At 39.3% G+C, this 25,911-nt stretch carries 21 protein-coding genes; 7 read left to right on the plus strand and 14 right to left on the minus strand.

Annotated features, from left to right (window positions below):
- Positions 1-50 precede the first annotated feature (50 nt).
- The 4 genes from MB14_RS15955 to MB14_RS15965 all read right to left on the minus strand — a co-directional run bounded on the left by MB14_RS15955 (position 51) and on the right by MB14_RS15965 (position 3,263).
- On the minus strand, positions 51-608 hold the full coding sequence (locus MB14_RS15955) for a DUF3347 domain-containing protein (RefSeq protein WP_062593339.1): 558 nt from the start codon (positions 606-608) through the stop codon (positions 51-53).
- Between the two features lie 86 nt (positions 609-694).
- The gene (locus tag MB14_RS15960) at positions 695-1,798 is read right to left on the minus strand and encodes a hypothetical protein (RefSeq protein WP_062593341.1); all 1,104 of its coding nucleotides are present in this window, start codon (positions 1,796-1,798) and stop codon (positions 695-697) included.
- 303 nt (positions 1,799-2,101) lie between these two features.
- The gene (locus MB14_RS18995; RefSeq protein WP_165899455.1) at positions 2,102-2,251 is read right to left on the minus strand and encodes a hypothetical protein; all 150 of its coding nucleotides are present in this window, start codon (positions 2,249-2,251) and stop codon (positions 2,102-2,104) included.
- Positions 2,252-2,756: 505 nt separating this feature from the next.
- Entirely contained in the window at positions 2,757-3,263 is a 507-nt protein-coding gene (locus MB14_RS15965; protein WP_132643972.1) for a hypothetical protein, read from the minus strand.
- Between the two features lie 227 nt (positions 3,264-3,490).
- On the opposite strand from MB14_RS15965, the gene MB14_RS15970 reads away from it, so the two are divergent.
- Positions 3,491-6,577, plus strand: coding sequence for a hypothetical protein (locus tag MB14_RS15970; RefSeq protein WP_062593346.1), 3,087 nt, complete (start codon positions 3,491-3,493; stop codon positions 6,575-6,577).
- 342 nt (positions 6,578-6,919) lie between these two features.
- On the opposite strand, the gene MB14_RS15975 is transcribed toward MB14_RS15970, so the two are convergent.
- Positions 6,920-7,741 (minus strand): hypothetical protein, encoded by an 822-nt coding sequence (locus tag MB14_RS15975; protein ID WP_062593348.1) that lies wholly within the window; start codon positions 7,739-7,741, stop codon positions 6,920-6,922.
- Between the two features lie 514 nt (positions 7,742-8,255).
- Positions 8,256-8,780, minus strand: coding sequence for a HEAT-like fold family protein (locus MB14_RS15980; protein WP_246032563.1), 525 nt, complete (start codon positions 8,778-8,780; stop codon positions 8,256-8,258).
- Between the two features lie 51 nt (positions 8,781-8,831).
- Between MB14_RS15980 and MB14_RS15985 the strand changes: the two genes are divergently transcribed.
- Positions 8,832-9,308, plus strand: coding sequence for a DUF456 domain-containing protein (locus MB14_RS15985; RefSeq protein WP_062593352.1), 477 nt, complete (start codon positions 8,832-8,834; stop codon positions 9,306-9,308).
- 186 nt (positions 9,309-9,494) lie between these two features.
- Here the strand turns inward: MB14_RS15985 and MB14_RS15990 are convergent, their stop codons facing one another.
- Positions 9,495-11,408, minus strand: coding sequence for a M14 family metallopeptidase (locus tag MB14_RS15990; protein WP_062593354.1), 1,914 nt, complete (start codon positions 11,406-11,408; stop codon positions 9,495-9,497).
- A gap of 195 nt (positions 11,409-11,603) precedes the next feature.
- Between MB14_RS15990 and MB14_RS15995 the strand changes: the two genes are divergently transcribed.
- The 3 genes from MB14_RS15995 to MB14_RS16005 are packed head-to-tail and all read left to right on the plus strand — an operon-like array spanning position 11,604 to position 16,549.
- Positions 11,604-14,825 (plus strand): PAS domain S-box protein, encoded by a 3,222-nt coding sequence (locus tag MB14_RS15995; protein WP_062593356.1) that lies wholly within the window; start codon positions 11,604-11,606, stop codon positions 14,823-14,825.
- A 58-nt stretch (positions 14,826-14,883) separates the two neighbouring features.
- Positions 14,884-15,612 carry a LytR/AlgR family response regulator transcription factor gene (locus MB14_RS16000; protein WP_062593358.1) on the plus strand — a complete coding sequence of 243 codons (729 nt, stop codon included), beginning with the start codon at positions 14,884-14,886 and terminating at the stop codon, positions 15,610-15,612.
- A gap of 28 nt (positions 15,613-15,640) precedes the next feature.
- Positions 15,641-16,549: a hypothetical protein gene (locus MB14_RS16005; protein WP_062593359.1), complete on the plus strand. Its 909-nt coding sequence runs from the start codon at positions 15,641-15,643 to the stop codon at positions 16,547-16,549.
- Positions 16,550-16,553: 4 nt separating this feature from the next.
- Here the strand turns inward: MB14_RS16005 and MB14_RS16010 are convergent, their stop codons facing one another.
- Positions 16,554-17,735, minus strand: a complete 1,182-nt coding sequence (locus MB14_RS16010) for a glycosyltransferase family 2 protein (protein WP_062593361.1) — start codon at positions 17,733-17,735, stop codon at positions 16,554-16,556.
- 185 nt (positions 17,736-17,920) lie between these two features.
- Here MB14_RS16010 and MB14_RS16015 point away from each other — a divergent pair, with 185 nt between their 5' ends.
- Together MB14_RS16015 and MB14_RS16020 are read left to right on the plus strand one after the other, a co-directional pair.
- The gene (locus tag MB14_RS16015) at positions 17,921-18,148 is read left to right on the plus strand and encodes a hypothetical protein (RefSeq protein ID WP_062593363.1); all 228 of its coding nucleotides are present in this window, start codon (positions 17,921-17,923) and stop codon (positions 18,146-18,148) included.
- A 13-nt stretch (positions 18,149-18,161) separates the two neighbouring features.
- On the plus strand, positions 18,162-18,923 hold the full coding sequence (locus MB14_RS16020) for an ATPase (RefSeq protein WP_062593365.1): 762 nt from the start codon (positions 18,162-18,164) through the stop codon (positions 18,921-18,923).
- A gap of 11 nt (positions 18,924-18,934) precedes the next feature.
- Here the strand turns inward: MB14_RS16020 and MB14_RS16025 are convergent, their stop codons facing one another.
- The 6 genes from MB14_RS16025 to MB14_RS16050 all read right to left on the minus strand — a co-directional run bounded on the left by MB14_RS16025 (position 18,935) and on the right by MB14_RS16050 (position 25,860).
- Positions 18,935-19,819, minus strand: a complete 885-nt coding sequence (locus MB14_RS16025; RefSeq protein WP_062593367.1) for a glycosyltransferase family 2 protein — start codon at positions 19,817-19,819, stop codon at positions 18,935-18,937.
- Positions 19,820-19,822: 3 nt separating this feature from the next.
- Positions 19,823-20,623 (minus strand): SAM-dependent methyltransferase, encoded by an 801-nt coding sequence (locus MB14_RS16030; protein ID WP_062593369.1) that lies wholly within the window; start codon positions 20,621-20,623, stop codon positions 19,823-19,825.
- Positions 20,624-20,675: 52 nt separating this feature from the next.
- Entirely contained in the window at positions 20,676-21,932 is a 1,257-nt protein-coding gene (locus tag MB14_RS16035) for an oligosaccharide flippase family protein (RefSeq protein ID WP_062593371.1), read from the minus strand.
- The gene (locus MB14_RS16040; protein ID WP_062593373.1) at positions 21,932-23,098 is read right to left on the minus strand and encodes a glycosyltransferase family 4 protein; all 1,167 of its coding nucleotides are present in this window, start codon (positions 23,096-23,098) and stop codon (positions 21,932-21,934) included. The genes MB14_RS16035 and MB14_RS16040 overlap by 1 nt, the downstream gene beginning before the upstream one ends.
- A 139-nt stretch (positions 23,099-23,237) precedes the next feature.
- A complete protein-coding gene (locus tag MB14_RS16045) occupies positions 23,238-24,416 on the minus strand; it encodes a glycosyltransferase family 2 protein (RefSeq protein ID WP_062593375.1) in 1,179 nt (392 codons plus the stop codon).
- 1 nt (position 24,417) lies between these two features.
- Positions 24,418-25,860, minus strand: coding sequence for an O-antigen ligase family protein (locus tag MB14_RS16050; RefSeq protein ID WP_062593377.1), 1,443 nt, complete (start codon positions 25,858-25,860; stop codon positions 24,418-24,420).
- Positions 25,861-25,911 lie beyond the last annotated feature (51 nt).

Genomic DNA, 25,911 nt, shown 5'->3' on the forward strand with positions numbered 1-25,911 from the left:
TCAGCCCTGAAAGGGCTGATATGGCTTTAAATTCTTAGTAGGTAATTTGATTATAGCCTCTCTGTATTAGGTCGCTTAGACTGTTTTTTAACAAGATTAGCGTGCTCTTCTTTACCCAAAACCTTGAACAACTTTCCGTTAGAAATACTTCCATCGTAAGGGCTATTTACACGGGCTTCATTGGCCAGCCAAACTTCGCTGCTGTCACTCATAGATCGAAAGGCAAAAACCTTCCCATTTACTGGGGGATGTTTTTCTAATAACTTTAAAACTTCAATACTTAACCTTGTAAACAGTTTACGTTGTTTATCTATCTCAGGCTCCCTTTTTATGCTTTTTGCTAAGTCTGATAGGTTTGAAGATGAACCAATTGAAAGTTGAAATACATCGGCACTTTTTTGCGCCATTTCAGCATTTCCTGCCACCAATGCTCCTTTAATATCTAAATAGCGCTCGTAAATAAAGCTGACTTTAGGTTCTTTGAAGTAAGGATATACCGCAGAGGGTTTGCTGTCTTGAGTTTGATTACTCTTTTCTGGCTGGCAAGCAAAGAGTAAAAAGGCCAAAGCATATAATATGCTCGGCCTTTGAGTTTTTACATTTACCATAGTTTAATAAGAAACGGTTTGTACCAAGAGCTTTTCAAATTTATGATGGGTTGAATTACTCTTGATACTTTTCCGTTGGTGGTTAATTAATAGTAAAAGTATAGTGTTGATTCACCTTTGGTAGTTCTTTTGGTCACTTCGCCATTCGTGTTAAACTCGTAATCGAATTGATACAATAGATCTACACCGTTTTCTTCCACTCGATAAGAAGCAGGTAACTTTGTTTGTGTTTTGATAGTAGGAATTACTTCATTCACAGGAAATGGGTTTACCTTGTCTAAGTAGTGGTCGTAAGTACGAGTAGAGGTCAATTTCAAATCACCGTTCTGAGCTGGGTAATAAGCGAGCTGCTTGTACAAGTTACCGTCTTGAAAATATAGGTAAACAAATATTAAGCTAAGTTCATATGAACCATTAGATTGAAGGTAATAGTCTGCTCTACCAGCTACATTGCCCATAAAATCATAATCATATTCTGAGTAAGATTTTTTTACACCGTATTCAATTTTCTCAGACCGAATTATTCTTCCATTCTGCTTAATAAAATACTCGTCTTGGTTAGGGTAGTAGTTGATCCTTTCAATCATACCATTCGCATCATAATAATAGGTGTCTGTGCCTGCACTAGCTCCAGGAGTCTCAGATGTCCAATTCACTTTGCTCACACGACCTTGTTGATCATACACGAATGTTCTTTTGGTTTTCCAGCCACTAGCCGATGATTCAAAAGATTGCGCTTTGCCAAAAAGCTCATCGTCCAGAATATTGATCTCGATGTTATCTGAATCTCCGCCAACCGCAGAAACTCCATCAATTATTCTAAACTTAAGGGTGCTATGACCAGATAATAAATCGTTGTCTTGAGGAACGACTTTAAATTCTGCCACAGTTTGGCCAGCAAGGATTTCTAAATCAATTTGACTTTGTTTCAAGGCTGGCTCTGTAGAGAAGCTGCCTTGACCAATGGCGTCATCTAAATTTAATACCAAGGTGTAATCTTCTTCAGCTTCGGCTGATAATTGAATTCGCACGGTCAAGGAACCATCATTTTCCTTTAGGTTGACAATACTGTTTTCAAAATTGGCCTTAATCAGAGAAGAAGAAGGTGGTGGTGTAGAACTAGAATCATTGTTAGGGTTAATTCCGTCTTCTTCACAGGCGAGCAATCCAGCCATCACTATGACAGCCATGCTCAGTTTTAGAGTTTTATACATTGAGATAATTTGAGTTTTTGTGCCTTCTGTTTGCTTGCATGCTTCTTTAAGAATTACTTCCCTGAGAGGGTTGTGATTGCATTAAATAAAAGTGAGCATACCGCTAAACTTCCAACTGATTTTCCATTTACAACTCGTATGCCAATTTTTGTTAAAAAGTAGTCGTGGAAAGAAAAAAATATCAAAAAACTGAAAATAATTTTCAAAAATCAGCGTGGAGGCATCATAATGGCCTTTTATGATAAGCTTTAAAATTTGGCTAAACTAACCTACAGGACTTTATTCAGCCGTCATTGCTTCTTCGCTGAGTCCTTTTTCAATTATCTCGTCCTTACAGGACTTCCATAGGGGTACATCCATGATTTCCGATGGGTTACACCCTTCGTTTTGGTATTTCGCCCTTTCAGGACTATGAGTAGCTGAATTCATGTGCAAAACCTGAGCCCCAAAGGGGCGACATATTTGTAGCATGGAGAAACATATACGGTACATTAAGCCCCAGCGGGGCGACACCTTTATAGCCCCAACGGGGCGGAATACAACAAGAATACGCAAGGCTAACCGGCAAGGCCTAATTTAGCCGTCATTGCGAACCTGCTTTAGTTCTTCGATGTGAAGATGTTTACGTGAAGCAATCTACCTTTCCAATTCAACAATGCTTGAGATTGCTTCGTCATAAGCTGTTGCTGATGTAACGCTTATTTCTCGAAATGACGAAATATCAAGCAAACATCATCATAGTAGTGTGCAAAGCTCAAAACTCGCATTTCCATTTTTCTTACCGGTGTTAAGTTCCAGCTTAGCAAGCCATGATGGTATATGAAGATGCTTTTATTTAAGAAAAATAGGTAAGGCTAAAAGCTTGCTATGTAGTGGTTTACACATTCTCGTGTATCTACATTTACTGCCATTCTTGGTTAAGCCTCATTTGAGGCTAATCGCTTTTATGAGCCTTACCTAATGCTGAGTTCGAGAATTTTATTTCACCACAGATAGTTAGTTGATTCAGAAATTGATTAAATGTGATTTTGTTTCTTTTCAATTTTAGATATCCTTTTTTGAGTTCTGATGTCAATAGTAATCCAAATCTGGCTCCTTCAGCAATTAATTTTCTAGGTTCATCCCAAGTTTGATTTGTCAGAGAGTTATTGTATATTAATAGTGGTTGGAAGGAATCGTTATTTAGCAATTTATGCTTGTAAGGTTGTAATGATTCGTTTTCTCCAACGTAGTTTCCATTTTTAACCTCAATTCCAAAATAGAATTCTTCGAACGTTACCTTTACATCAACATCAGCGTTTGACTTCGGCTTTTCACATTTAAAATTCAGATCTTCAAAAAGATGCATGATGGCATACTCCAATTCTATATCATCGCTCTTGGTATCGGTTGTTTTTCTTGGTCTAGTAATTCGTTCTAGGAAATAATATTTTTTTTCCAATGCTCTTATCTTTGATAGTAGCTTTCTAGTCCTATTCCGACTGTTCTTATACTCGATATGTAGTTTATCTAAGTCGGGTATCATTTTTTCAAACAAGCTTATACAAATATACATTTGAAAGTTCTGTAAAACTTTAGAATTAACCAACCACTAATAAAATTCCACCCCACAAAAACCTTGAGATAGTTTTACCTTGAGCCATTGATAAATAACAAAATCCTTTCTCAATGAAGCTCGGAAATCTATTTTCACTTTTATTCTTATGCCTCTGTGCCGCTTCGGCCACAGCGCAAACCGACCTTTCCTTATTCAAATCCATGGAACCACGTTCTATCGGTCCGGCAGGAATGTCGGGTAGGGTCACTTCAATCGATGTAGTTCGGTCGAACAAAAACATTATTTATGCAGGAACTGCCTCTGGTGGTTTGTGGAAATCTACCAGTCAAGGCACCTTATGGGAGCCGATTTTCGATGATCAGGACGTAGCCTCTATCGGAGTGGTGACCATCGATCCATCCAACCCTAGCGTAATTTGGGTAGGTACGGGCGAAGGAAACCCACGTAACTCTCTCAATTCTGGTTATGGCGTGTACCGCAGTTTAGATGCTGGCCGCACATGGGAGCACATGGGCTTGGAGAAAACCAGCAATATCCATCGCCTTATTGTTCACCCTAACGACCCAAATACCATTTGGGTAGGTGCAATTGGTTCTCCTTGGGGCGAACACGAAGAGCGCGGTGTTTTTAAATCTACCGATGGCGGAAAAAACTGGAAGAAAGTACTTTACGGAGGTCCGGGTGCGGGTATTGCCGATATGGTAATCGACCCCACCAATCCTAATAAAATTGTAGCGGCCATGTGGGAACACAGAAGGTGGCCTTATTTCTTTAACTCTGGCGGTCCAGCTTCGGGTATATACATTACCTACGATGGTGGTGAAACTTGGAAAAGAAAAACTGCGGAGCATGGTTTACCAAAAGGCGATTTAGGCCGAATAGGTTTGGCCATTGCGCCTTCTATGCCCGATAGAATTTACGCTTGGGTGGAATCAAAAGAAAACGCCATTTACCGCTCAGATGATGGGGGAGAAAGATGGTATAGAATTTCGAACAAGAATGACAGAGGCATTGGTAGCCGTCCGTTTTACTATGCCGATATCTATGTAGATCCTCAGAACGAAAACAGGGTTTACTCACTGCATACCCAAGTTACATCCAGTGAAGATGGTGGCAAAAGCTTCCAAAACTTTGTGAACTCAGGCATAATCCATGTCGATCACCATGCTTGGTATGTACACCCAGATGACCCGAACTTTTTGGTTTTAGGTAACGATGGTGGTTTAGTATTAAGCACCGACCGTGGAGGCCGATGGCAATATTCTGAGAACTTACCGATTGGGCAGTTCTACCATGTGAATTACGATATGGAATACCCATACAATGTAATGGGCGGAATGCAGGACAATGGCGCATGGTTAGGGCCAAGCCAATTGTTGAAAAACGGAGGAATTAGAAATGGTTATTGGGAAAGAATAGTCGGTGGCGATGGCTTCGATGTGGTGCCAGACCCTACTGATTTCCGCTATGGTTATTCATTGAGTCAGGGCGCTAACATTCAGCGTTACGATAGAGTAACGGGTGAAATGGTAGGTATTAGACCGGAGCACCCGGATGGTGTACAGTTACGCTGGAACTGGAATGCAGGTGTAAATGTCAATCCAATCGATAAAAAGACAGTCTATATCGGTGCGCAGTACCTTTTCAAGTCTACCGATAATGGTAGAAATTGGGAAATCATTTCTCCTGATTTGACCACCAACAATCCAGAAAAGCAAAGACAAATTGATACAGGAGGCTTGAATTATGACAATACGGGCGCAGAAATGCATACTACGATTACCGTAATTGAGCCGAGTCCATTGAAGCAAGGCGTGATTTGGGTAGGAACCGATGACGGTAATGTTCAACTGACGCAAGATGGCGGTGGAAAATGGGAGAACAGCGCAGGAAAGTTCGAGGGTTTGCCAGATGCCACTTGGGTACAGCAAATCAAGCCAAGTACTTATGACCCAGCTACAGCCGTAGTGGTTTTTGATGACCACAGAAGAAACAACTGGGAGCCTTATGTGTACCAAACGACCAATTACGGAAAATCATGGAAGCGTATTGTGAAGAAGGATGCTGTATTCGGTTTTGCGCTTTCGTTTGTGCAAGACCCAATTGAGCCCAACTTGATGTTTTTAGGCACTGAAGGTGGACTTTACGTGAGTATGGACGGTTCTGCTACTTGGGCCAAATGGACGCACGGTTACCCAACTGTACCTACCATGGATCTTCAAATTCATCCAAGAGAGCATGATTTGATCATCGGTACTTTTGGTAGGGCATTATGGATTTTGGACGATATCCGTCCGCTTCGCGAAGCGACTAAAATGGGTATGAAAAAGCTGATGGCAGAAAACCTTCACGTTTTCCCAATTCCAGATGCTACCAATGCCATCATTGGTCAGTATATGGGGTATAGAAGTACAGGTGACGGACTTTTTATGGGTGATAATAAGCCTTTTAGTGCAGCCATAAGCTACTATGCTAAAGATGCAGGTCGTGTAAAAGTTGAAATCTCTGATGCACAGGGTAAAGTGGTAAGAACACTCTACCAGTCTGCTGACAAAGGTTTGAACCGTATGTACTGGGGTTTTGAAGGCGATGGTGTTCGTCAGCCAGGTTCAGGTCCGAGCAGAGAAGGTGCTGCGCCACCACGTGGTTATGATGTATTGCCGGGCACTTATACTGTTAAAATGACAAAGGGGAATGCTTCAAGCAGCCAAACAATTAAAGTATTGAAAGACCCGCGTACTCCTGAATGGGACATGAATGAGATTGAGGCAAAACAGAAATTCATTCAAGAATACTATGATTTCTTGGCGCCTGTTACCGAAGCGATTGATCGTTTGCAAGCCGCTACGAAAAGCGTTGGTTTGATCGATGGTTTTGCCGATGACAATGCAGCTCTAAAAGCCAAGAATGCTGAAATCAAGAAAAAGCTAACGGCTTTGAATCGACTGATTTATGCTGAAAGCACGCAGGGTTCACGAAATGACAAGAGCGTTCTCTCAAGTTATTTAGGAACTATTAGAGGTAAAATGGGTGGGAGTTATGATCCAGTAACGCAGGGCATGCGCTTTGCTTTGGCCAATGCCGAAAAGAAAGCCAATGAAGTGATTGGAGAAATCAATGCTTTCTTCAAAACCGATTGGCCAGCCTATAAAGCTTATGTAGATGGGCTTAATATAGAGTTACTACCCGGCTTTTAAGCTTACAAGTACCTTAGAAATTATAAACCCCAAGGCATTGCGGCTTTGGGGTTTTTCGTTTTAAAGCATAAGAATGAAACCGTTGAAACGGTTGGTGTCAGCTTGTTACTCCATAGCCCACGGTTTAAACCGTGGGCTATTTGTGTAAAAGGCACCTTGTGATGGTTTTAACCATTTAAACCTGAAACCAGTCGAGCATGCTGCTCTGAATAGGCTTAAATTGACCGTCATCCTGAACTTGTTTCAGGATCCGCTTGCTATGAGACTTAGTAAATAAGGTAACTCAAGGACAGAGTCCTAGGTTAATAGTAGTCACAGGTTCGGAGAACCTGCGACAGAGGTTTATTGAAACTCGACTTCAGCAGAAAGATCATTTACTTTTTCAATCTTCTTAACCTTGTTATGATTAATGATATTCTCAAATAATGTTAGTAAATCTTTCATCATATTAAACTTCATTTCCATAGCAAAAAAGCTGATTGGTTTTCCATGCTCAAATACATAGTTTATCGTTCTATAGGTGTAATTTGAGTTTTTTGAATCTGGTGAAAAATAAAACCCTGAATTATGAATGGTGTTTCTAATCGCTGAGTAAATTCCAATAACCTCATAATCTTCATTAGTTAAATTTAAATGATTTTCAAAAAGCCCTTTTCTTATTGCCCCAAAGGGTTCACTACCATTTAAATATGGGTTTGACTTTTTACTTTTGGGGTTATAGTAAGGGTTTTCAAGATTCTTAATGGAACGAACTATGTTTCTAACTTTTGTTTCAAACTCAAAAAAATAGTTTAGAATTAAATTGTCTAATATTTGATTAAAAATATGTCTATTCTTATGGAAAGCATATTTACTAATATCAGAGTGACTATCTATTGAACTGGACAAGTGAGGCAGTCTTTTTTTAAGCCAATCTTTATCGGTCAACTTATTTTGTGATTCTGTCTGAAAGGAAAACTGAATAATTGTATTTACATTAATGTCATGTATATTTTTTAAGAATAGTATTCGAGAATCCTTATTCCGATGTAATTTATCTACTGCGGTTTCTTCTAAAACATTAATCACGTGATTGTCAAGTTCTATAATTGAATTTATCATATCCTGAACCGTAACTGATTCGGATGTTATTATATTTATAGTCTTTGTTTCTTGATTGATCATAAATGTTTTTTAATGTTAGTGAGAAAGTTTATTCACACTCACTTCGGTATAATGCCCTAGATTAAGCCTCGGTCACATTGATTGCGCATATACCTCATGTAATTTATCAAAACTTCTTTATTGCATCCAAATATTGGTCACTATAAGGAAGTTTTTCCTTGCTTAAGATTGCTTCACGTATGCTCTTTCACTTCGATATACACTTGCAGGTTCGCAATGACGGTTGAATAAGCCTTTGTGGTATAAACGTTTGAGTTTTGTGGTGAGCCATCGGTCACGGTCATTGCGATGAATTAGCAGCCGCTAGGCAAGAATTCAGAAGCAATCTCTTTAATAAGCTACATGTACGCAGCTGAATTTGAAGTGTATACATTTTGTAATCTTTGTGAAACTCCGCGCCCTTTGCGGTTAATAATCAGTGAGATTGCTTCACGTATGCTCTATCACTACGAAAAACTTTGGCAGGTTCGCAATGACTGTTGAGTTGACTTTTGTGGTGAGCAATGGGGCACTCTTATTGGATTTTCTCAAGCGCGTTCAGCGTTCGTTTTCCTCTAGATTTAAACCCAGCAGAGCCATAGGGCATTTGGTCTTCTATCAGGATTTGAAGTTCGCCTTTCAGCTCGGGTACTTTGTAAGTAATATTCAAAAGTACCGTCATAGAAAAACATTTAATGGCAATGGCTTCGCTTTTTGAGGCCAAATAGCCAAAGCAAATGTCGGCTACTTCACCCCAAAGGTTTTCTGGAATATCGATTTCCTGAAGCACACGGACTGTATTGCGTTTAATAGAGTCATGTAAATTGGGTTGCTTAAGGTTGAAGACCATGGCTTTCAAATGTGGCTTAAGCATATCAACCTTCTTTCTACCAATTTCACCAACCACCCAAGCTGCTCTTTGAGTTACACGATATTCATCGTTTAGGAATAAGTTCATCAGCGCATCAAACCGTTCCTGTTCTTCTGCAACATATGAAACGATTAGGTTCGTATTCTCTTTGGAGTGTTCCTTTAAAAGTTGTTTTCGGATGTCCATCATGACTTATACACCAAAAATAATCATCTTTAAATATCAATCACTTTTTTAGCCATGGATATACTACTTATTGTTTTAGGTATCGTTTTTGTGCTTGTGGGGATTGCAGGCTGTTTTTTACCCATTCTACCCGGGCCACCCGTAAGTTTTTTAGGGTTACTATTTCTGCATTTCACTGCTCGAACGGATATTCCAGAAGATACTTTATGGACTTTAGCTTTAGTAACCGTAGTTGTTACTGTCCTCGACTATGTAGTTCCCATTTATGGAACCAAGCGTTTTGGCGGAACCAAAAAAGGAGTGTGGGGGAGTACCATAGGTTTAATTATAGGTATGTTCTTTTTTCCTCCTTTTGGAATTATTTTAGGTCCATTGATAGGTGCTTTTGTTGGCGAAATGAGCGCTGGGCAAGACACAAATAAAGCCATGCGTTCAGCACTGGGCTCGTTTCTTGGTTTTTTGGCAGGCACACTGCTTAAGCTTATCGCTTGTTTTGTAATGGCCTATTACTTCATTATCTATTTATTCTAATCTGTTTTTATTCAGGTACGTCAAGCTAGAGCTTTAATATATTAATAAATTTAAATATGTTAATATAAAAATATTGTTACTTATCAATGTGTTTAATTTTTATCTTTTAGTTGAAGAGGGTAGGAAACAAAACAGCCTGAAAATACATTGATTTTCAGGCTGTTGATTAGGGTATTGTTGGTGCTATTATTTTTCTAGTGTACCGATGGTTACTTCAGTTTCTATATAACCACCTCGGGTGGAAAGGATTTTCACCTTCGCTTTTGCACCTTTGATTTTGTTCAGCTTAATTTCAAAAGTAGCCTCTTGGCTTTGCCCTGGAAGCGTTCTGTCCATGTATTGGATTTTGTCAGATAGACTAGGATTGATGATTTGCACTTGAGCCTCATCTCCACCTCTGGTTAGTTTTGAATCGAATTGTAACTGAACACGGTCTTCGCGAACAATTTTCACCAATTGCGCTTGTTTTAGGGCGGTGGGTAATTGGCCTGTATTTGTGAATTTCACCTTCACCACATAAGTGTCTTTGCCTTTGCTTTCTACACTTAAATCATTTAATGTGATTTGTGGTAAATCCATGGCCATGGCTAAATTGAACAATGCTTGCTTCTTTGCCCAGTTTTCTAACTGCCAAGGCGGTCCGTTTTGACCAAAGAATTTGGGGTGAAAACCACCAATTTCAGCTTTGCCCAAGGTAGGGTGATCAAAGGGTTCCCATTCTTTAAAACCACGGCCTCCGTTTTCTTCATCGTCCCAACGCAGTCCATCATAATCGTCATAAATGCCATCGTTATCATAATCTTTCATGGCACCATTGTTCCATAACTCATCGCCATACCAGATTGCTCCATAGTAGAAGTACCCAAAATCAGGGCCATGGCCGAATAGCGGACTAGGTTTTAATGGGTCGCCAGTAGAAGGGTTCACTTTGTAGCGTGTGGCATAAGTTTCATATACATCGCCAGCCCAAGGGTAGCCGGTGATGTCCATTCCAATTTGATCGTATTTTTTGTAGATGTCCAAATCTTCAGGATACATTCTTTCTTCACTTTTCGAAGTAGAAGGAGCTCTTAAGTGCATTGGCACTCTGGTGTCCATAGAGTTGGCTACAGAAATATTAGGATGGGTGAGCATCCACATTACAATAGAGCGCGATTCTGGTTCGGACATGGGGAAAGCACCTGCTCCGTTTTGTGTATAGCCTCTGCCTGTTTCGTCTTCACCTGTATCAGGTCGCCAGTTTTCAGGGTAGTTTCTATGAAGGTCTAATCCTCCAATGCCATCTTCATTAAAACGGCCGTCACCATCATTGTCGATACCTTCGCTATAAACAAAGTAATCACCATTTTCCGAACGCTTCATTAAACGTCCTTTTGGGTCTCTTGGATCGATAATGTGTGTGCCTTTTTCTCCTTTTTTGGCTTTAACCCGAATCTGGTACATAATACCATCACCATCCAGATCTTCTTCATCGTCTTCATCCAGCAAGCCATCTCTATCGTTATCGTGTGGCCTTACAGTAGATCTATTTCTTTGTGCAGTGTTTAAATACAGGTTCGAACCATCAGGATTGTTTTGTGGTCTCAGGTAAATCGCCTTAGTGTCGATCAGTTTGGTAATGGCAGGGTCGCTACCGTAGTTTTCTAATAAGTGTCGGGTTAGCCAAAGAATGGATTCACTACTCGTAATTTCTCCGCTATGACGGCCTCCTTCAAAGTACGCGGCTGGTTTATCCGTGTCCTTGCCAGTTTTTTTATTGGTCAAGGTCATTTGTAAAATTGGTCGACCTTCAAAGCTGGTGCCTACCTGATACAAGTCTACAATGTCTGGATACTTTTCGGCCCATAATTTATACCAGTAATACATTACGTCTACGGTGTGGTAGGTGTCGAAGGTGAGCTGTTTCATTGGCTCATATTGTACTTCAGGGTGTCTATACTGTTTAAAAAAACTAACACCGTGCCTTTCGCCTTTTACGGTGTAGGTGGCGGTGTCTTTATCAGATTCTGGCCAGGTTACAGGATTCAGTACTCTTACTTCTTGAGCAACAAGTATAGGGGAGTAGAGCAATAAAAATAGCAGAATGTGTTTTCTATTCATTTTCTATATGGTTGTTTGAATTGGAAGATAGGAAGAAAATCAAATTGATAGGAGTGCTATTATTAGAGCGGTGGTGAATACCTCAATTCATTTATCGAAGATTTCGGTCAGTTATCGAAAAATACTGTCAGTCATCGAAAGAATCATTGTGCCAACTATTAATTCTATTCATTTGTATAGCACAACTCAGCCCAAGTGAACACACAGCCTCAAATAACCACTACCAGTAACGGACTTTTAGTCAGTAAACAATTTATACCCTCACTATGGAATGCCCAATTGGGACTCGTAGAAGGGGAGAAAATTGGAGAAAAGTTATGGCATTGTATTTCTTCAGATTTATCTAATAAAGAGAACATACAATTCGAAATGAACCATGCAATGTATTATCTTAGTATTCGGTACTCAGGTAGTTTATATCATATTTCTTTCGATTTGCAGCATAAAAAATCATACTCTTCTAGATCAAAGTCGATTAACCGCTACAAAATGTTGGTGGAAGCGGCAAATGACATTATTTATGAAACAGATACCCAAGGCTGTTTCACCTATGCAAACCCCAAAGCATTAAAGGCTGTTGGCTATAGCAAGGAGGAAGTAATTGGGATGCGATATGCCGATTTAATTAGAGATGATCACAAGGAAAGGGTAGTTCTTTTTTACCAAAATCAAATGGCCAAGGGGGAAACAACTACTTACTTGGAGTTTCCAATTGTTTGTGCAAATGGTGAAGTAATTTGGATTGGTCAGAATGTGCAGATTCTCGAAGATGAATATGGCATTTTAGGAATGATGTCGGTAGCCAGAGATATTACCGACCGACATGTGTCTGATCAACTGTTAATGAAATCTGAAGAAAAGTACCGAGGTATCATTCAAAACCTTCAGTTTGGTCTTTTAGAAGTAGATTTAGATGAAACGATTCTTTACGTAAACGAGGCCATGTGCAGCATTACTGGCTATACTGCCGATGAACTTATTGGTAATATTGCTTCTGATATTTTGGTGCCGAAACAGACAAAGGAGATCATTGACAGAGAGCATGATAAAAGAGCGGAGGGAGTGGCTAGTGTTTATGAAGTACAACTAAGACACAAGAATGGGAAACCAATTTGGTGTTTAATTAGTGGAGCTCCTAATTATAATTTTGATGGTGACAGAATTGGATCCTTAGGGATTCATATGGATATAACGGGCAGAAAGAAAGATGAGGAAGAACTCATTTTTACGCGCAGTCGCTTAGATAAATATAGGGTAGGTTTAGAGCTTTTAAATGAAATGACTTCTAACATTGGTTTAGACCTTAACTGTCAAATCAATGAAGGGATGAAGATTGCTGCTAACTATCTGAATTTACCTTTTGGGATTGTAAGTAGGATAGAGGGAGATCAGTATTTTGTTCAGTACAGCTACAACGAAAACAGCACAGAGGAATTGGGTGAAGAAGCTCGTTTTGACCTGTGCGACACCTATTGTCAAATCACCTATGCTCAAGGCTCAAAACTTGCCATTAGTAACTTTAGTCAATCAGAATTTGCAAACCACCCTGCCTTTGAGAAATTTGGTTTAGAAACATATATCGCGTCTCCATATAGTGTAAATGGAAAGAAACGGGGGACGGTTAATTTTACAAGTGAAAATGCACGCCCCCAACCATTTGATGCTTACGATCTTGAGTTTATCGACCTTCTAGCCAAGTATATTGGCTTTATAATTAGTCAAGATGAAAACCAAAAAGAGCTAGCCAAGGAGCGTGAAGCGTTAAGGTTGAGAAACACTAAACTGTCTGAAAATGAGAGCTATCTAAAGGCGATTAATGGTTTCGTTACTAAGTTGTTAGTAAAAGAAGATATCGTAGAAATAGCTTGGGAGATTGCTGAAAATGTGATTGATGAGTTCGGCTTCAATGACTGTGTGGTCTATGTACTAAATGAAGAAAAACGCTGTTTAGAGCAATTGGCACTGTATGGGCCCAACATGTCTAAAGATAGAACAATAGTAGACCCAATTCAGGTTAAACTTGGAGAGGGGATAGTTGGGCATGTTGCCGAAACTGGAGTGGCAGAAATTGTAAGTGATACTTCTAAAGATAGCAGATACAAAGATATTGATGGAGTAAGGCTCTCTGAAATTACGGTGCCTATAATAGCAGATGGTAAAGTTATTGGGGTTATAGATTCAGAACACAAAGAGAAAAATTTCTTTAAGGACGAGCATCTAGCTACACTTACTACTCTTGCTAATTTAGCATCTAACCGACTGAAGAATGCTAAGGCAAAAATAAAACAGTTAAAAGCTGAACGAGAATTAAGAGAGAGTGAGAATAAATTACGCACCATTATAAGCTCTGCCCTAGATGGTATTATAACAATTGACCAAAAAGGCCTAATTACGGAATGGAATCCGCAAGCGGAAGTGATTTTTGGTTGGAAGGTTGAAGAAGTAATTGGTAAACCATTAACTCATAATATTATTCCTTCTAAGCATCACTCGGCACATGATGCGGGGATGAAAAACTACTTTAAAACAAAAGAAGGGCCTGTTCTTAACCAGCGCATTGAAATTACAGCTATGCGTAAAAGTGGCGAAGAATTCCCGATTGAGCTGGCTATTCTACCTATTGTTAGAAATGGGATTCATTCATTCACGGCTTTTGTGAGAGATATTACCATTCAAAAAGAGGTGCAAAATGAAATGGAGAAGGCGCTCAATAAAGAGCGTGAGTTGAATGAACTTAAATCTAGGTTTGTTTCAATGACTTCTCATGAGTTTAGAACGCCACTCACCACCATAAAGCAAAATACTGATTTGATTGCGTTTAAGCTTGAAAATCAATTTCCGGAGCATTTTGAGGGTTATAATAAATACCTCGATAGAATTGAGTCAGAAATAGGAAGAGTAACTTTCTTGATGAACGATATTTTGATGCTGGGTAAAATAGAGGCAGGGCGTGTGGAATTAAATAAAAAACCTACCGACCTTCATGAGCTAGTTAAGAAAGCGATAACTGAGTTAACTGAAAATAGGAAAGATGGTCGATCAATTGACTTTTCTGTTATCGGTGTAGTACAACCTGTCAACATCGATGTCAATTTATTCGATCATATTGTGGCCAATCTTATATCAAATGCTTTTAAGTATTCAGAAGGCAAAGAAGATCCGAAAGTTACCTTATCGTATGAAAAAACACATGAGGTTAAAATTACTTTTAAGGATTATGGTATTGGAATTCCAAAGAAGGACCAAAAAGGATTGTTTGCTTCTTTTTATAGAGCTACAAACGTTAAAAACATTCAAGGTACAGGCCTTGGGCTTTCCATTGTAAAAGAATTTGTAGAGATGCACGGAGGTACCATTTCCGTTAATAGTGAACAAGATATGGGTTCTGAATTTGTAGTTATTATTCCAGCCCAATAGGTCAAGTCTTTTTTAAGACTATATAATTATTATCTTTAACTCAAATCTTATTTAAGGAATGAGCCAGTTAAAGATATTAATTGTAGAAGATGATATAATGATTTCGGATAGTCTTAAAGATATTCTAGAAATGTTAGATCATAAAGTTGTGGGCGTTGCTGACAATGCCGATGATGCCATTGAACTTTGTAATCAACATTCGCCAGAATTGGCACTGCTCGATATTCAAATTGGAGGAGATATTGACGGTGTAGATTTGGCCGAAATTATCAACGACCAATTTGACATTCCTTTCATTTTCACCACTGCCTTTGCCGATAATACCACTGTTTCAAGGGCCAGAGAAAGAGGACCGTTTGGTTACCTCGTAAAGCCATATGGAGTAAAAGATATTAATGCAGCTATTGAAGTGGCGATGGGGTCTTACGAAAGGCTTAAATCTGCTGAAAAGAGCAGTGGAATGTCGAAGATTATAGACAATAGCATTTTCCTGAAAGTAGACGCTAAGCTGATTAAAGTAAAAATAGAGGATATACTTTATATAGAAGCCAAGGGAGATTATGCGCTGTTCAAAACCGCTAATAAGGGCTATATAGTACACAGTACCATGAAAAAGGTTCAAGACAGATTGAGCGATTTTAACTTCCAGAAAGTACATCGGTCTTTCGTAGTCAACCTATCGAAAATCGTAGATATTGAAGAGTCGAACTTATTGATTGAAGATAAGGTAATTCCTATTTCCAGAGCCAATAAAGAAGCTTTAATGAAGCGATTGAACTTGTTGTAGTTGATATTCTTACCCAAGATGGGAACTTATGGTATCAAAAAACACAGAGCAGCTTGAAGGAGAAATCGACAAAGACTACGTGACTGTTGCAAGCCGTGAACGGCAGCTAGATAAAGACACTTCTAAAATCACTTTTAAAATCAAAATTGGTACAGGCTTGGCTTGGTCATTTACAGTCGTTGGTTTATTCTTGATTGTTTATGGCATACTCAAAACAGGTAGTACAGATGGGCTATTAAAACTAAATGAGCTTGGAGATTTTTTATCTGGGACATTAGCGTCCGCTTGGGCTTTAGCAGGGATGTTTTTCATTTACGTTTCATTCCTGGCTCAAACTTTAGAGCTTAAGCAAGCAAAAGTTGATACCCTCTATGCTAGAATAGAAATGAAGCAATCTAGGCTGGAAGTGATGAAGCAAAAGGAGGCACTAGATTATCAAATAGACACTTCAAAGCTTAATCAATATGAAAACCTTTTCTTTTCATTCCTCGAGCTATTATCGAGAAGTATTCAGACTTTTTCAGTGAATCAAATGTTAGGATACGATAGCGTTGTAAAAGGTCTAAATGCCTCTAAAATAGGCTTATCGAATTTACATATGGATTTTGAACAGCGCAATGATATTGATGACTTAACGGCTTATGCTAGTTTTAAAAGAAGAGTTAAACTGAACTGGGGTGATTTTCTTCCTACTTTTTTGGTTATTATTAAACATTTAAAGCTTCGTCAAAGCGATTCACATAGAGAGTATCTATTAGATATATTGAGAATTAAAATCCCCAAGAACTTCCGCATACTTCTATTCTACGAAATCGCACTATTTGGGAAAGTAGAGACTAAAGACATAATTGTTGAACTCGATTTCTTTAAGGACTTTATAGAAGGAGATGGCCTTCTCTTCAAAGAGCATGTTCGTTTGTTTGATAGATTTAAATAGACAATTAAGCTGCCCTATTAGTGGCTAAAACTACTCTTTCAGATTTATCCCAGGTTACCTTTTGATTTCCTCTAAAGTATTTGATCCAACCTTTTACTACGCAAATGTGCATATAAGTAAAGTAATAGGGGATGTGGAGCAGTTTGTATGAAGTTTTTTGGTCTCTAATTACATAGCCAAAGAAGGCAAGCAGATAGAAAATGGATTGAGCCCTAAACGCTAAATTGTAGAACCAATGTGTGTCGGCAAGCCACAATGTACTGGCAAAAGCCCCAATTAAAGCTAATGGCATAAGAGTCCAACGCAAGGCACGGTGCGATACATACTGAAAGGTGAGTTTCCCGTACTTAAAAACATTCAACAGCTTTACCAGTTTGATCACCGCCTGAATTCCCCCAGCACTTATTCTCACTTTCCTTTTAGTTTCTTCTGCAATGTTTGCCGAGGCAGTTTCTGTTGCCATGGCACTAGGTTCGTAGCCAACTTTATAGCCATCGGCCGCAATGCGCATGGTCATCACAAAATCTTCTATAAGGGTGTTTTCTTCTGTAGGAACGAATAATCGAGTTCTGATGGCAAATAACTCACCAGCTGAGCCCACTAAAGTATTCCATTCAGCATCTTGCTTTTTTAGGAATGACTCATACTTCCAATAAAAACCTTCACCCGAAGCACTGGCATTATCTTCGGTTTCACTCAATACTATTTTTTCGCCCGAAACTGCGCCCATCAAATTAGACTCAAAGGGCTGAACCAATGCCTTTATCCCACCAGGGTTCATCATTACATTGGCGTCACTAAACACGGTAATGGGCGAAGTAATGTATCGCATTATGCGGTTTACTGCGGCTATTTTGCCTTTCCTTTCTGGGCTAAAGCTGAATGAAACACTATCGTATTGCTTGATAATATCGTTGGTTTGATCTGTTGAGCCATCGGTAACGAAAAGCACTTTTAGCCTATCTTTAGGGTAATCGATTTTTTCACAATTGGCAATTTTTTGTCTTATGATCTCAGCTTCATTATAAGCTGCAATCAGGAGAGTAACCTCAGGCCAGTCTTCTTCAGAGAAGGGTGTATTGGTGTTTTTCTTTTTCTTCCACTTATTAAGTAACGTTATCAGTATACCGTATCCGGCAAATGAGTAAAGAATAGTAAAGGTCGAAATCCAGAATAGCGTTTCCATGTGCTGTTTGTTTAGTAGGATAAAAGTAGCCGAATCCAGAATTGAAATGAGTTAATTTCGATGAGTTGCAGACTTTAGGCGATGAGTAACTTAACGAGAGGGTGAGTAGTCTTTTTGTAATTACACAACATAAAAACGCTGTCAATTGAACATTTAATACTTATATTGGTGTTAGTATATTAGTTATGAAAAAGAAAAAGCAAGAACAAAAACCCGAATACCTGACTAAAAGAATTCTCTTTAGCCGCACTAATAAAGCACTAAAGGATGCGGCTGAAGAAGCAATGGAGTTGGTTGGCTATGTAGTGGTTGCTGAAGGTGATTGGGTAGTCAAAAAGTATCAAGATGGTCGAATAGAACAGATAAAGCGATTAGAAGTTGTTGAGCAGCCAGAAAAAATCATCCTCGATTAAACAGAACCTTCGCATGCGTGTCTTCGCTGGCCCAAACGGATCTGGCAAGAGTACTATTATCGATAGCGTAAGAAGACATGAAATCAATGGTTTACCTATTGATTTCGGTGTTTACATCAATGCGGACCTGATCCATCAAGAGCTTTTAAAAACCAAGCTATGTTTTGGGGATTTTGAATTAGAAATTCACGAAGATGATTTTATTCAAATAGCTATAAATAGTGGTTTAATAAATGATGGGTTTAACGAAAGCGAGTTTAGAAATTCATTTAAAATTAGGGGGAACTGTATTCACTTAATTAATAATTTCTATGGAGATCGGCTAGCTCAAATAATAGCAGATTACCTTCGTAAAAGAATGTTGCAGACGAAAAGGAAATTTTCCTTTGAAACGGTTTTTTCTCACAGCTCAAAGATTGATATCATGAAACAAGCTGCGGAAGAAGGTTATAAGGTTTATCTCTATTTTGTTTCGACAGAAGACCCTGAAATTAATAAGTTTCGTGTTAAGGAAGTAAGAGTAAAAGAGGGAGGACATGATGTACCAGAAGATAAAATTGAAAGTCGCTATTATCGTTCTCTCGAGTTGATGTATGAGGCAGCACAAGTTTCATATCAAGCTTTCTTTTTTGATAACTCAAGGGATGGTCAAGCATCAAGGCAAGTTGCGCACTTTAAAATTGTAAAAGGTGAGAAGCAGTGGGATGAATTGCAGTCTGAAAACTTACCAGGTTGGTTCTTGAAATATTACTTGAACAAAATAGAGAGAGAATAAGGGAAATAGTTTTAAACCCTCACAAACCCTGTTTTTCTTAAAATCAATGCATCCCAAACTCCTTTAGTGAAAGCTCTAAAATGCTTAAACTCTGATTTCAATAAGTGACTCAAAATGTTTTTAGGTGAACTGAGTAGGAGGAAGAAAAGCAAGAAGGCTGTATTTCTCTGTCCTTTCTGGCGCTTCATAAAATAGATTCGGTTTCGGGTTTGGTAGTAGACTTTTAATGGACTGTTTTTTCCGGTCGATATTGATTCTTTGTGAAGAATTTCCGCGTCCATACACACCTTCAGTTCAAAACCTGCTTCGCGAAACATTCTTGACCAATCTAATTCTTCGTAATACAAAAAATAGTCTTCGGGCATTAAGCCACATTGCTCAATTACAAACCGAGGAATCATGACTGCAGCCCCGTGAAAATAGGGGGTTAATACAGTTCCTGTGGGTTGAGGGCGTGATTTTATCAGTTCGTTACGGCCTGTTAGTTTGTTGATTTCTGTAAAACCTGCGAACTGAATTGTATCTGGCGCGTCAAAGTATTTGATTACTGGACTTACTGCACCCACAGATGGGCTGGTAAAGCAATTTAAGAGTGTCTCAATGGTTCCGCCCTTAATTTCTGTGTCATTGTTTAGAAGAAAAACATATTCGCCCTGAGCGGCCTTAATGCCTTCGTTATTCCCTCCTGCAAAACCTAAGTTCTCCGTTTTGTTGATTACCACTACTTTTTCGAAATGCTGGCGGTAAAGCTGCGTGTCGTCATCCGGCTGAGCATTGTCTACCACAATGACTTCCAAATTAGGGTAGCTCAGTTTCGCAATTGAATCCAATAATTCACAAGTAACTTGCGCTTGCTTGTAGTTTACCGTAATAATACTGACTAGTGGGCTTTCCATGACTTACTTCTTTTTTCCAATTACCTGAATCGCATTGCCCCATTTTCCGTGATGAAACCAACGGTCCATATGGATTAAACCTTTGGCCAAAGGCAAGCTTAACAATTGAGTTACTACGCCTGCTTTCTTACCTAGGTAGGCAAGTTCCCAAGCCAGTCTGGATAAATAGCCATCAGAATAGGAGGCATGTACTACCTCGAAACCCTCTTGCTCAAACTTCTTCTTTAATCCATTGAGGTCGTACACTTGTCCTATATGTTCTTCTTCTAGCCATTCATCATGATCGGCAAAGTAGCGATCTGGCAAAATTGTTTTTTGTTCTACATTCGGAATTTTCACCATAAAATACCCACCTTTTTTCAGTCGATCATGCACCGTATTGAAAGGCATATTTTCAGGCGCAATGTGCTCGAAAACATCAATCGAAAAGGCGAAGTCGAGCTCCTTGATTGTGGTGCGATCTAGGAAGTCGGAATAGGTTTTTATGTTCTTAATTTCAGACGTGTGAAGTGCTTCGTTTAGGCTATTGATTCTGCTTTGATCTATGTCTAAAGCGTGCACCTTTGAGTTAGGGAAAGCGGTAGCCAAACTGATGGCGTACTCGCCAAATCTAGTGCCTAAATCAAGGATGTTTTCATCTCCTTTTAAAGGAATATTTTTGATCAGTTTTTTGAATATGGTAAAGCGCGCATAATTGCCAACATTGGTGTATCCGAAAACCTTATTGAACAGTTTTGCGAGTAGGGGATTACCCTTCATTCGTTCACTTGTATAAATTTGTGCGTTGCCAAAAGTGAGTTCCATAATAAGTTTATTTTGTGGCTATTAATGTTTTGATTTTAAATGAATTAAACACTTATGATAAAGGCGAAATGTCAACATATTTCTTGATTCTTATTTGACCTAATAAGATGGTAAGAATGATACTGCTAGTAGTTGCTATAGCCGCACCTGTAACACCATATTGAGGAATTAGCCAGGCATTCATTGCAATATTTACTAATAGACTGAAAGCCAGCATCTGAAAGTTTACTTTGGGCTTACCTATAGCGTCCAATGTAAGCCCGAATACACGACCCCAAGGTTTAAACAAACAACCAATAGATAGTATAATTATCAATTGAGATGATGATAGGTAATCTGCTGATGATAAAATGTTTATAATATACGTATTGAAAATATCTATAACCATTACTCCTGGAATTATGAGTGCTAATAACGTGAGTATTGAGCGGCCATATTCTTTCTTTAGTTGACTGACACCGTTAGCATGATAACTTGCTGCTAATCGAGGATAAATGACTTGGCTAAGTGCCGTTAATGGAAGCTCTATGTACTGAATAATTCTTGATGCGAAATGGAAAAGTGCGAGTGAAATTGGGTCAAGAAAATAAGCAATCATAAGCACATCGGCTTTGTTAAAAAGCAAGGATAAAAGGTTGGTTCCTGCAATGTATTTTCCGAAACCAAGTAGCTCTTTTATGATTGCCATTTTTGGCATTGCAATGGCAATCGGATGCTTGAATAACATGTACAACACTGGTGGAATTACAGCCAATAATTGACCATTCAGAATCGCATTAAAACTTAAGTTTCCGGTGTACCAAACCGTCACCATAATGGTTAAAAAAGTAACCATGTAAATTAGGTTTAGTCTAGCATAAAGCTTGAACTTGTTTTTAGCGAAACAGAGAATGTTCATCATCTGAATTGTGCCTAAACTCACTAATGGTTTCCAGCTTTGTTTGAACAATTCAACCAGGGCAGGAGCGTCCCATAAATTAGCCAGAACCCCAGCACCAAAGTAGAGGAGGATAGCACTTAGAATGATTACAGAGAAATTGATGGTCAAACCCGAGCCCGCTTGTTGTGCTTCTTCATCTGCTTTTTGAATTAACAAACGTGTCAGTCCGTTCTGAATTAGGCCTTGACGCATACTGTCTACAATCGATATTACAGTAATGAACAATGCCCAAACACCCACTGCTTCCTGAGGGAATTCCTTTAACAGCACAATAAAGAGCAGGAAATTACTTACCAAGAATGAGGCTTGCCCTGCAATAGAATAGATGCTGTTCGAGAACATAGCGCTATTTTTCAGAGATTTTAACATTATACTGCAAGTTTTTGGTAAGATTCAATTGTGCGCTCGGCTACTTTGTCCCAAGTAAAAACTGATGAGATTCTTTCTTTGCCGATTGCACCCATTCTTTCAGCTTCGGCTGGGTTTTCTAAAAGGTATTCCATAGCAAATACATAGGATTCTGGCTGTTCTATGTTGCAAAGCAGCCCATTTTCACCATGAGTCACCGACTCACGAATGGCCGCCAAATCGGTGGCTACTACGGGTACTCCATGCGCATTGGCTTCTAGTAAAACGATGCCTTGGGTTTCGTAAGATGAAGGGAGTAACAAAGCGCGATATGAAGGGATTGCTTCATGAATTTGAACATTGGAATACTCTCCCAATAGTCTGATTTGGCTTTCTAACTTATGTTTTTTGATCAAATCTTTAAGCGTTTTGTACTGCGGGCCGTTCCCCACAATATCCAACTGAATTTTTGATTTAGTTTTGGCGATTGCGGCAATCACTGGAGCCAATCCTTTTACTGGGTGAAGTCTGCCTACAAAAAGAAATTTAGTTTTATCACCTGCCAAAACTTGTTTGTTTGTGATCGGTTCTACTGTAGAAAGTTTCACTCCGTTTGGTATTACTTCTACCCCTTCTAAGTGGTTTGATAGGCTAATTTCTTTGCAAACATCTTTGCTTACTGCAATCTTAAGTTGGGCGGCTTTTAAAAGCTTGTATTCTATCTTTTGTGTAAGCCAAGCGTGTAGTTTTGAATTGAAACTCCAACCTTTTTCGCTACTGCTCTCTCTGCTTATAATTCCGTGTATCGTATTGGCTAATCTGCCTTTAAGCGCAGGAATCATATAAAGTAAGTATCCGCTGCGTCCTTGGGTGTGTATCACATTGAAACAACCGTGGTTTTTCCTTACCCAGTTTTTTGCCTGCCAGTTAAAGCTAAATTCTTCGGCTATATTAGAGATTGGCTTTAGGTATCTGCCTGGGAAAAATGGAATTTCGATGATGCTTACACCGTCAATTTCATAGTGCTTTTCGCCTTCGCGGTAAGCACCACCAGTAAGCACAGTCACAGAATGACCTTTTTCGGTTAAGGCCAAAGCGAGGTTCCAAGTGTGTGTTTGAATTCCGCCCTTGAATCTCCAAGGAAGAGATTTACAGATCAATAATATGTTCATTTTAGTAGGCTTCATTTTTTCTTTCTTTTAGGGCTTTTCTTCTTTTCTTTTTTGGCTTCGGCAGCCAATTCTAATTTAGATCTCATGACTCCCCAAACTAAAAATAGTGTTGCTATGGGAAGCAGGAGTGGCCAAGGCATTCCTTCAAACATGACTAAACAGCGTTATGTGGTGTGTGAATAAATTCAGTGCGCGACTTCTTCATCCAAGTGAAGGCATTTAGTGTTGACAGCACCAACTTTGGTAGGGCAACAACTAGCTTTAAGCCATTTTTTAGAAGCACTTTAAAAGGAAGACAAACTACATAGGCTCCAAAGTTGGCTACAGTTCCGGTGGTAGCAAGCGTAATCAAAACCACATTCCCTGTAAGTAATGAAAGCAGAACTAGCATTAGCATTACGAAAGGAGCCAGGGCGCGTGGCGGTAAGGCCAGTTGCATTGTTTTGTGGAAGTAATCGAAGTTGCCTTTTAAAAGCGCTCTGAAAGCCGGTTTAATCGATTTTCTTAGGAAAGTATACTGTGACTCCAACCAACGACCTCTCTGCTTAGAGAAGTGCTGAAATGAACCCACTTTTTCATCTTTGATCACCAAGTCTTCTGCAAAATGTATGAAGACCTTCTTTGCTGTAAAAGCCAACTCTAGTTCTTTATCAAAACCACCGATGGCTGTTAAATCAAAAACTACGCTTTTGAACAACTCGAAATCAAATACCATGGCTGAGCCAGAAAGTTTTGAAGACAGACCCAACACATTGGCACCTTTGCAAATCATTTCTTGGTTTGCCAATTCTGAAAGGCCATCTAGTAATGCAATGGTGTTTTGACCATTTGCCGCAGCGCGATTGCCTTGTATGGCTTTCATTCCACGGTTGATGTACTGATTAGATTTGGTCAAAAAATGCATGTCCATTATGTTGTCAGCATCTAAAATGATGGTGGCATTATACGCTCCGTTTTCACCATAAACCCTCATGGCTTCTTGAAGTGATTTCACCTTGGTGCTTTTTTCAAACTTCACTTCCAACACATCAGCACCAAGGTTTCTGAGGGTTTTTACTGTTTCCAGTTTCAAACCATCGGCAATCACCACGTAATCAAAAGCCCTCTTAGGATATTGGTAACGCAAAGCCATATTGCGCTTTGTACTTTCTATGATTACGGCATCTTCTTTATAAGCAGGTACCATCACCAAAAACTTATTTCGTTTTTCAACTGATTGAAAACTAGAACGTGTTTTTACCTTCGAGGCCAAGGCCAACACAAAAAGGTAAAGGGCAGACCCACCAAAATAGGCGATCAATACTGCGAGTAAAATGATGATTAAAGTTTCCATATCAGTTTTTTTGTGGTTTCCATTCTTTGATTAAAAAGAGAAAAGGGATGGCCATATTCATTACCATGCCTGTTGGCATTTGGCCAAATACTTGGTTTCCATAGCTGGAAAAGAGTACTCCAACTATACAGGCGTATAGCCCTAGTCCGTAGGTTTTACTTTGTTTGTCTTTTAGATTCATGACCAAGTGGCCGCCTTTCCCCAATACAAAGCCTAAAAAGGAAAGGTGAATCATAAGGCCTACAATCCCTGTTTCGGCCCAAACTTTTACATACCAGCTATCGGTTGCGGTATTGGCCATTAGTGATTCTGGATTGAACCTTGCACCCCAAAAACCTGCTGTACCAATTCCAGCCCCAAATGGTTTGTTGGCCAAGTAGGCGCCAAAGGTTTTTTGGTTGTCGAGTCTTACAGAAAGTGATTTGTTATTCGGATCTAAGGCGGTGCGCATTCTACGCACTTGCTCTACACCTTGAAACATGAAGGTGTATTTTAGAATACAGAATACCAGTACAATAGCCGAAAGGCCTGCCAATAATACTTTAAAGTTTTTATTCACAATGAGGTAAGCTATTCCACCAAATAAGGGCACGGCTAAGGCGCCTCTTGTACCAGAAATGGCAAAACCTAAGAAGAACAATACAGCACAGATGCCATACCATAATTTGGTTCGGAACTTAAAAGGGCCCGTAGCCAAAATTCCGGTAAATAGCGCCATCATGGCTTGCGAAGCACCAAACTGACCTGCATCGCTGTAGAATGAGAATACTCTTAAAACCCCGTGTAGAATGTGTTCTTCATGGTGATCTTCATCCCATAACCACCGATATTCAGCGGCATCAACCCCAATGATTTGCTGCTTAAAACCCCAGGCTACTCCAATAAGAGAAAGGACTATAAGTATGTTCAAAAAGATCATAAAGTCTTTTCGATCTCTGAAAAGCAAGAATATTAAAGGAATGCTCAACGCTTGGTAGAATCCAAGACCTCTCATGGCATAGAACCATGCTACGATTCCGTTTCCAGCTGGATTTACGATTTCGAAAATCAAGTAAAGCATCCAAACGGTAGAGAAGATTACAATGTCGTTTTTAAGGAACTTCCAGTTCACTTTAACTTCCTTGTTGAGCAGGATAATCAACCAAGCCAAAACCATTAAGATGTCGAGGGTTAAACCCCAAGGTGCGTTGATGTAGCGACTAATGCCAGAAATCATAAAACCCATTACTAAGCTGCCCCATAATGCAAGCTTTGGTTTGCTCCAGAGTACAGCTAGTAGGGTTACGATGAAAGGGAGTCCAAGCAAAATAAGTGCGCCCACCATACCTGAAACTAGGATTAACCCAGTGCCCACTACGATAAGCCCGAGTAAACTGATAAGGCCAAAGCCCGATCTCAATTTCTCGACTCCGTATTTGGTAGGTATGTTGGCGTAACTTTTCATGCTTTTTTCTTAACATAAAAGTACTGCCTGCCCCTCGGCTATTTTTTAGAT

The sequence above is a fragment of the Roseivirga ehrenbergii genome (genome assembly GCF_001593005.1).
Taxonomy (GTDB): domain Bacteria; phylum Bacteroidota; class Bacteroidia; order Cytophagales; family Cyclobacteriaceae; genus Roseivirga; species Roseivirga ehrenbergii.

Excerpts from the sequence above, each read along its gene's own strand:
- MB14_RS15955 (WP_062593339.1), bottom strand. The coding sequence starts at position 608 with ATGGTAAATGTAAAAACTCAAAGGCCGAGCATATTATATGCTTTGGCC.
- MB14_RS15960 (WP_062593341.1), bottom strand. The coding sequence starts at position 1,798 with ATGGCTGTCATAGTGATGGCTGGATTGCTCGCCTGTGAAGAAGACGGA.
- MB14_RS18995 (WP_165899455.1), bottom strand. The coding sequence starts at position 2,251 with ATGAATTCAGCTACTCATAGTCCTGAAAGGGCGAAATACCAAAACGAA.
- MB14_RS15970 (WP_062593346.1), top strand. The coding sequence starts at position 3,491 with ATGAAGCTCGGAAATCTATTTTCACTTTTATTCTTATGCCTCTGTGCC.
- MB14_RS15975 (WP_062593348.1), bottom strand. The coding sequence starts at position 7,741 with ATGATCAATCAAGAAACAAAGACTATAAATATAATAACATCCGAATCA.
- MB14_RS15980 (WP_246032563.1), bottom strand. The coding sequence starts at position 8,780 with ATGATGGACATCCGAAAACAACTTTTAAAGGAACACTCCAAAGAGAAT.
- MB14_RS15985 (WP_062593352.1), top strand. The coding sequence starts at position 8,832 with ATGGATATACTACTTATTGTTTTAGGTATCGTTTTTGTGCTTGTGGGG.
- MB14_RS15990 (WP_062593354.1), bottom strand. The coding sequence starts at position 11,408 with ATGAATAGAAAACACATTCTGCTATTTTTATTGCTCTACTCCCCTATA.
- MB14_RS16000 (WP_062593358.1), top strand. The coding sequence starts at position 14,884 with ATGAGCCAGTTAAAGATATTAATTGTAGAAGATGATATAATGATTTCG.
- MB14_RS16005 (WP_062593359.1), top strand. The coding sequence starts at position 15,641 with ATGGTATCAAAAAACACAGAGCAGCTTGAAGGAGAAATCGACAAAGAC.
- MB14_RS16010 (WP_062593361.1), bottom strand. The coding sequence starts at position 17,735 with ATGGAAACGCTATTCTGGATTTCGACCTTTACTATTCTTTACTCATTT.
- MB14_RS16015 (WP_062593363.1), top strand. The coding sequence starts at position 17,921 with ATGAAAAAGAAAAAGCAAGAACAAAAACCCGAATACCTGACTAAAAGA.
- MB14_RS16020 (WP_062593365.1), top strand. The coding sequence starts at position 18,162 with ATGCGTGTCTTCGCTGGCCCAAACGGATCTGGCAAGAGTACTATTATC.
- MB14_RS16025 (WP_062593367.1), bottom strand. The coding sequence starts at position 19,819 with ATGGAAAGCCCACTAGTCAGTATTATTACGGTAAACTACAAGCAAGCG.
- MB14_RS16030 (WP_062593369.1), bottom strand. The coding sequence starts at position 20,623 with ATGGAACTCACTTTTGGCAACGCACAAATTTATACAAGTGAACGAATG.
- MB14_RS16035 (WP_062593371.1), bottom strand. The coding sequence starts at position 21,932 with ATGTTAAAATCTCTGAAAAATAGCGCTATGTTCTCGAACAGCATCTAT.
- MB14_RS16040 (WP_062593373.1), bottom strand. The coding sequence starts at position 23,098 with ATGAAGCCTACTAAAATGAACATATTATTGATCTGTAAATCTCTTCCT.
- MB14_RS16045 (WP_062593375.1), bottom strand. The coding sequence starts at position 24,416 with ATGGAAACTTTAATCATCATTTTACTCGCAGTATTGATCGCCTATTTT.
- MB14_RS16050 (WP_062593377.1), bottom strand. The coding sequence starts at position 25,860 with ATGAAAAGTTACGCCAACATACCTACCAAATACGGAGTCGAGAAATTG.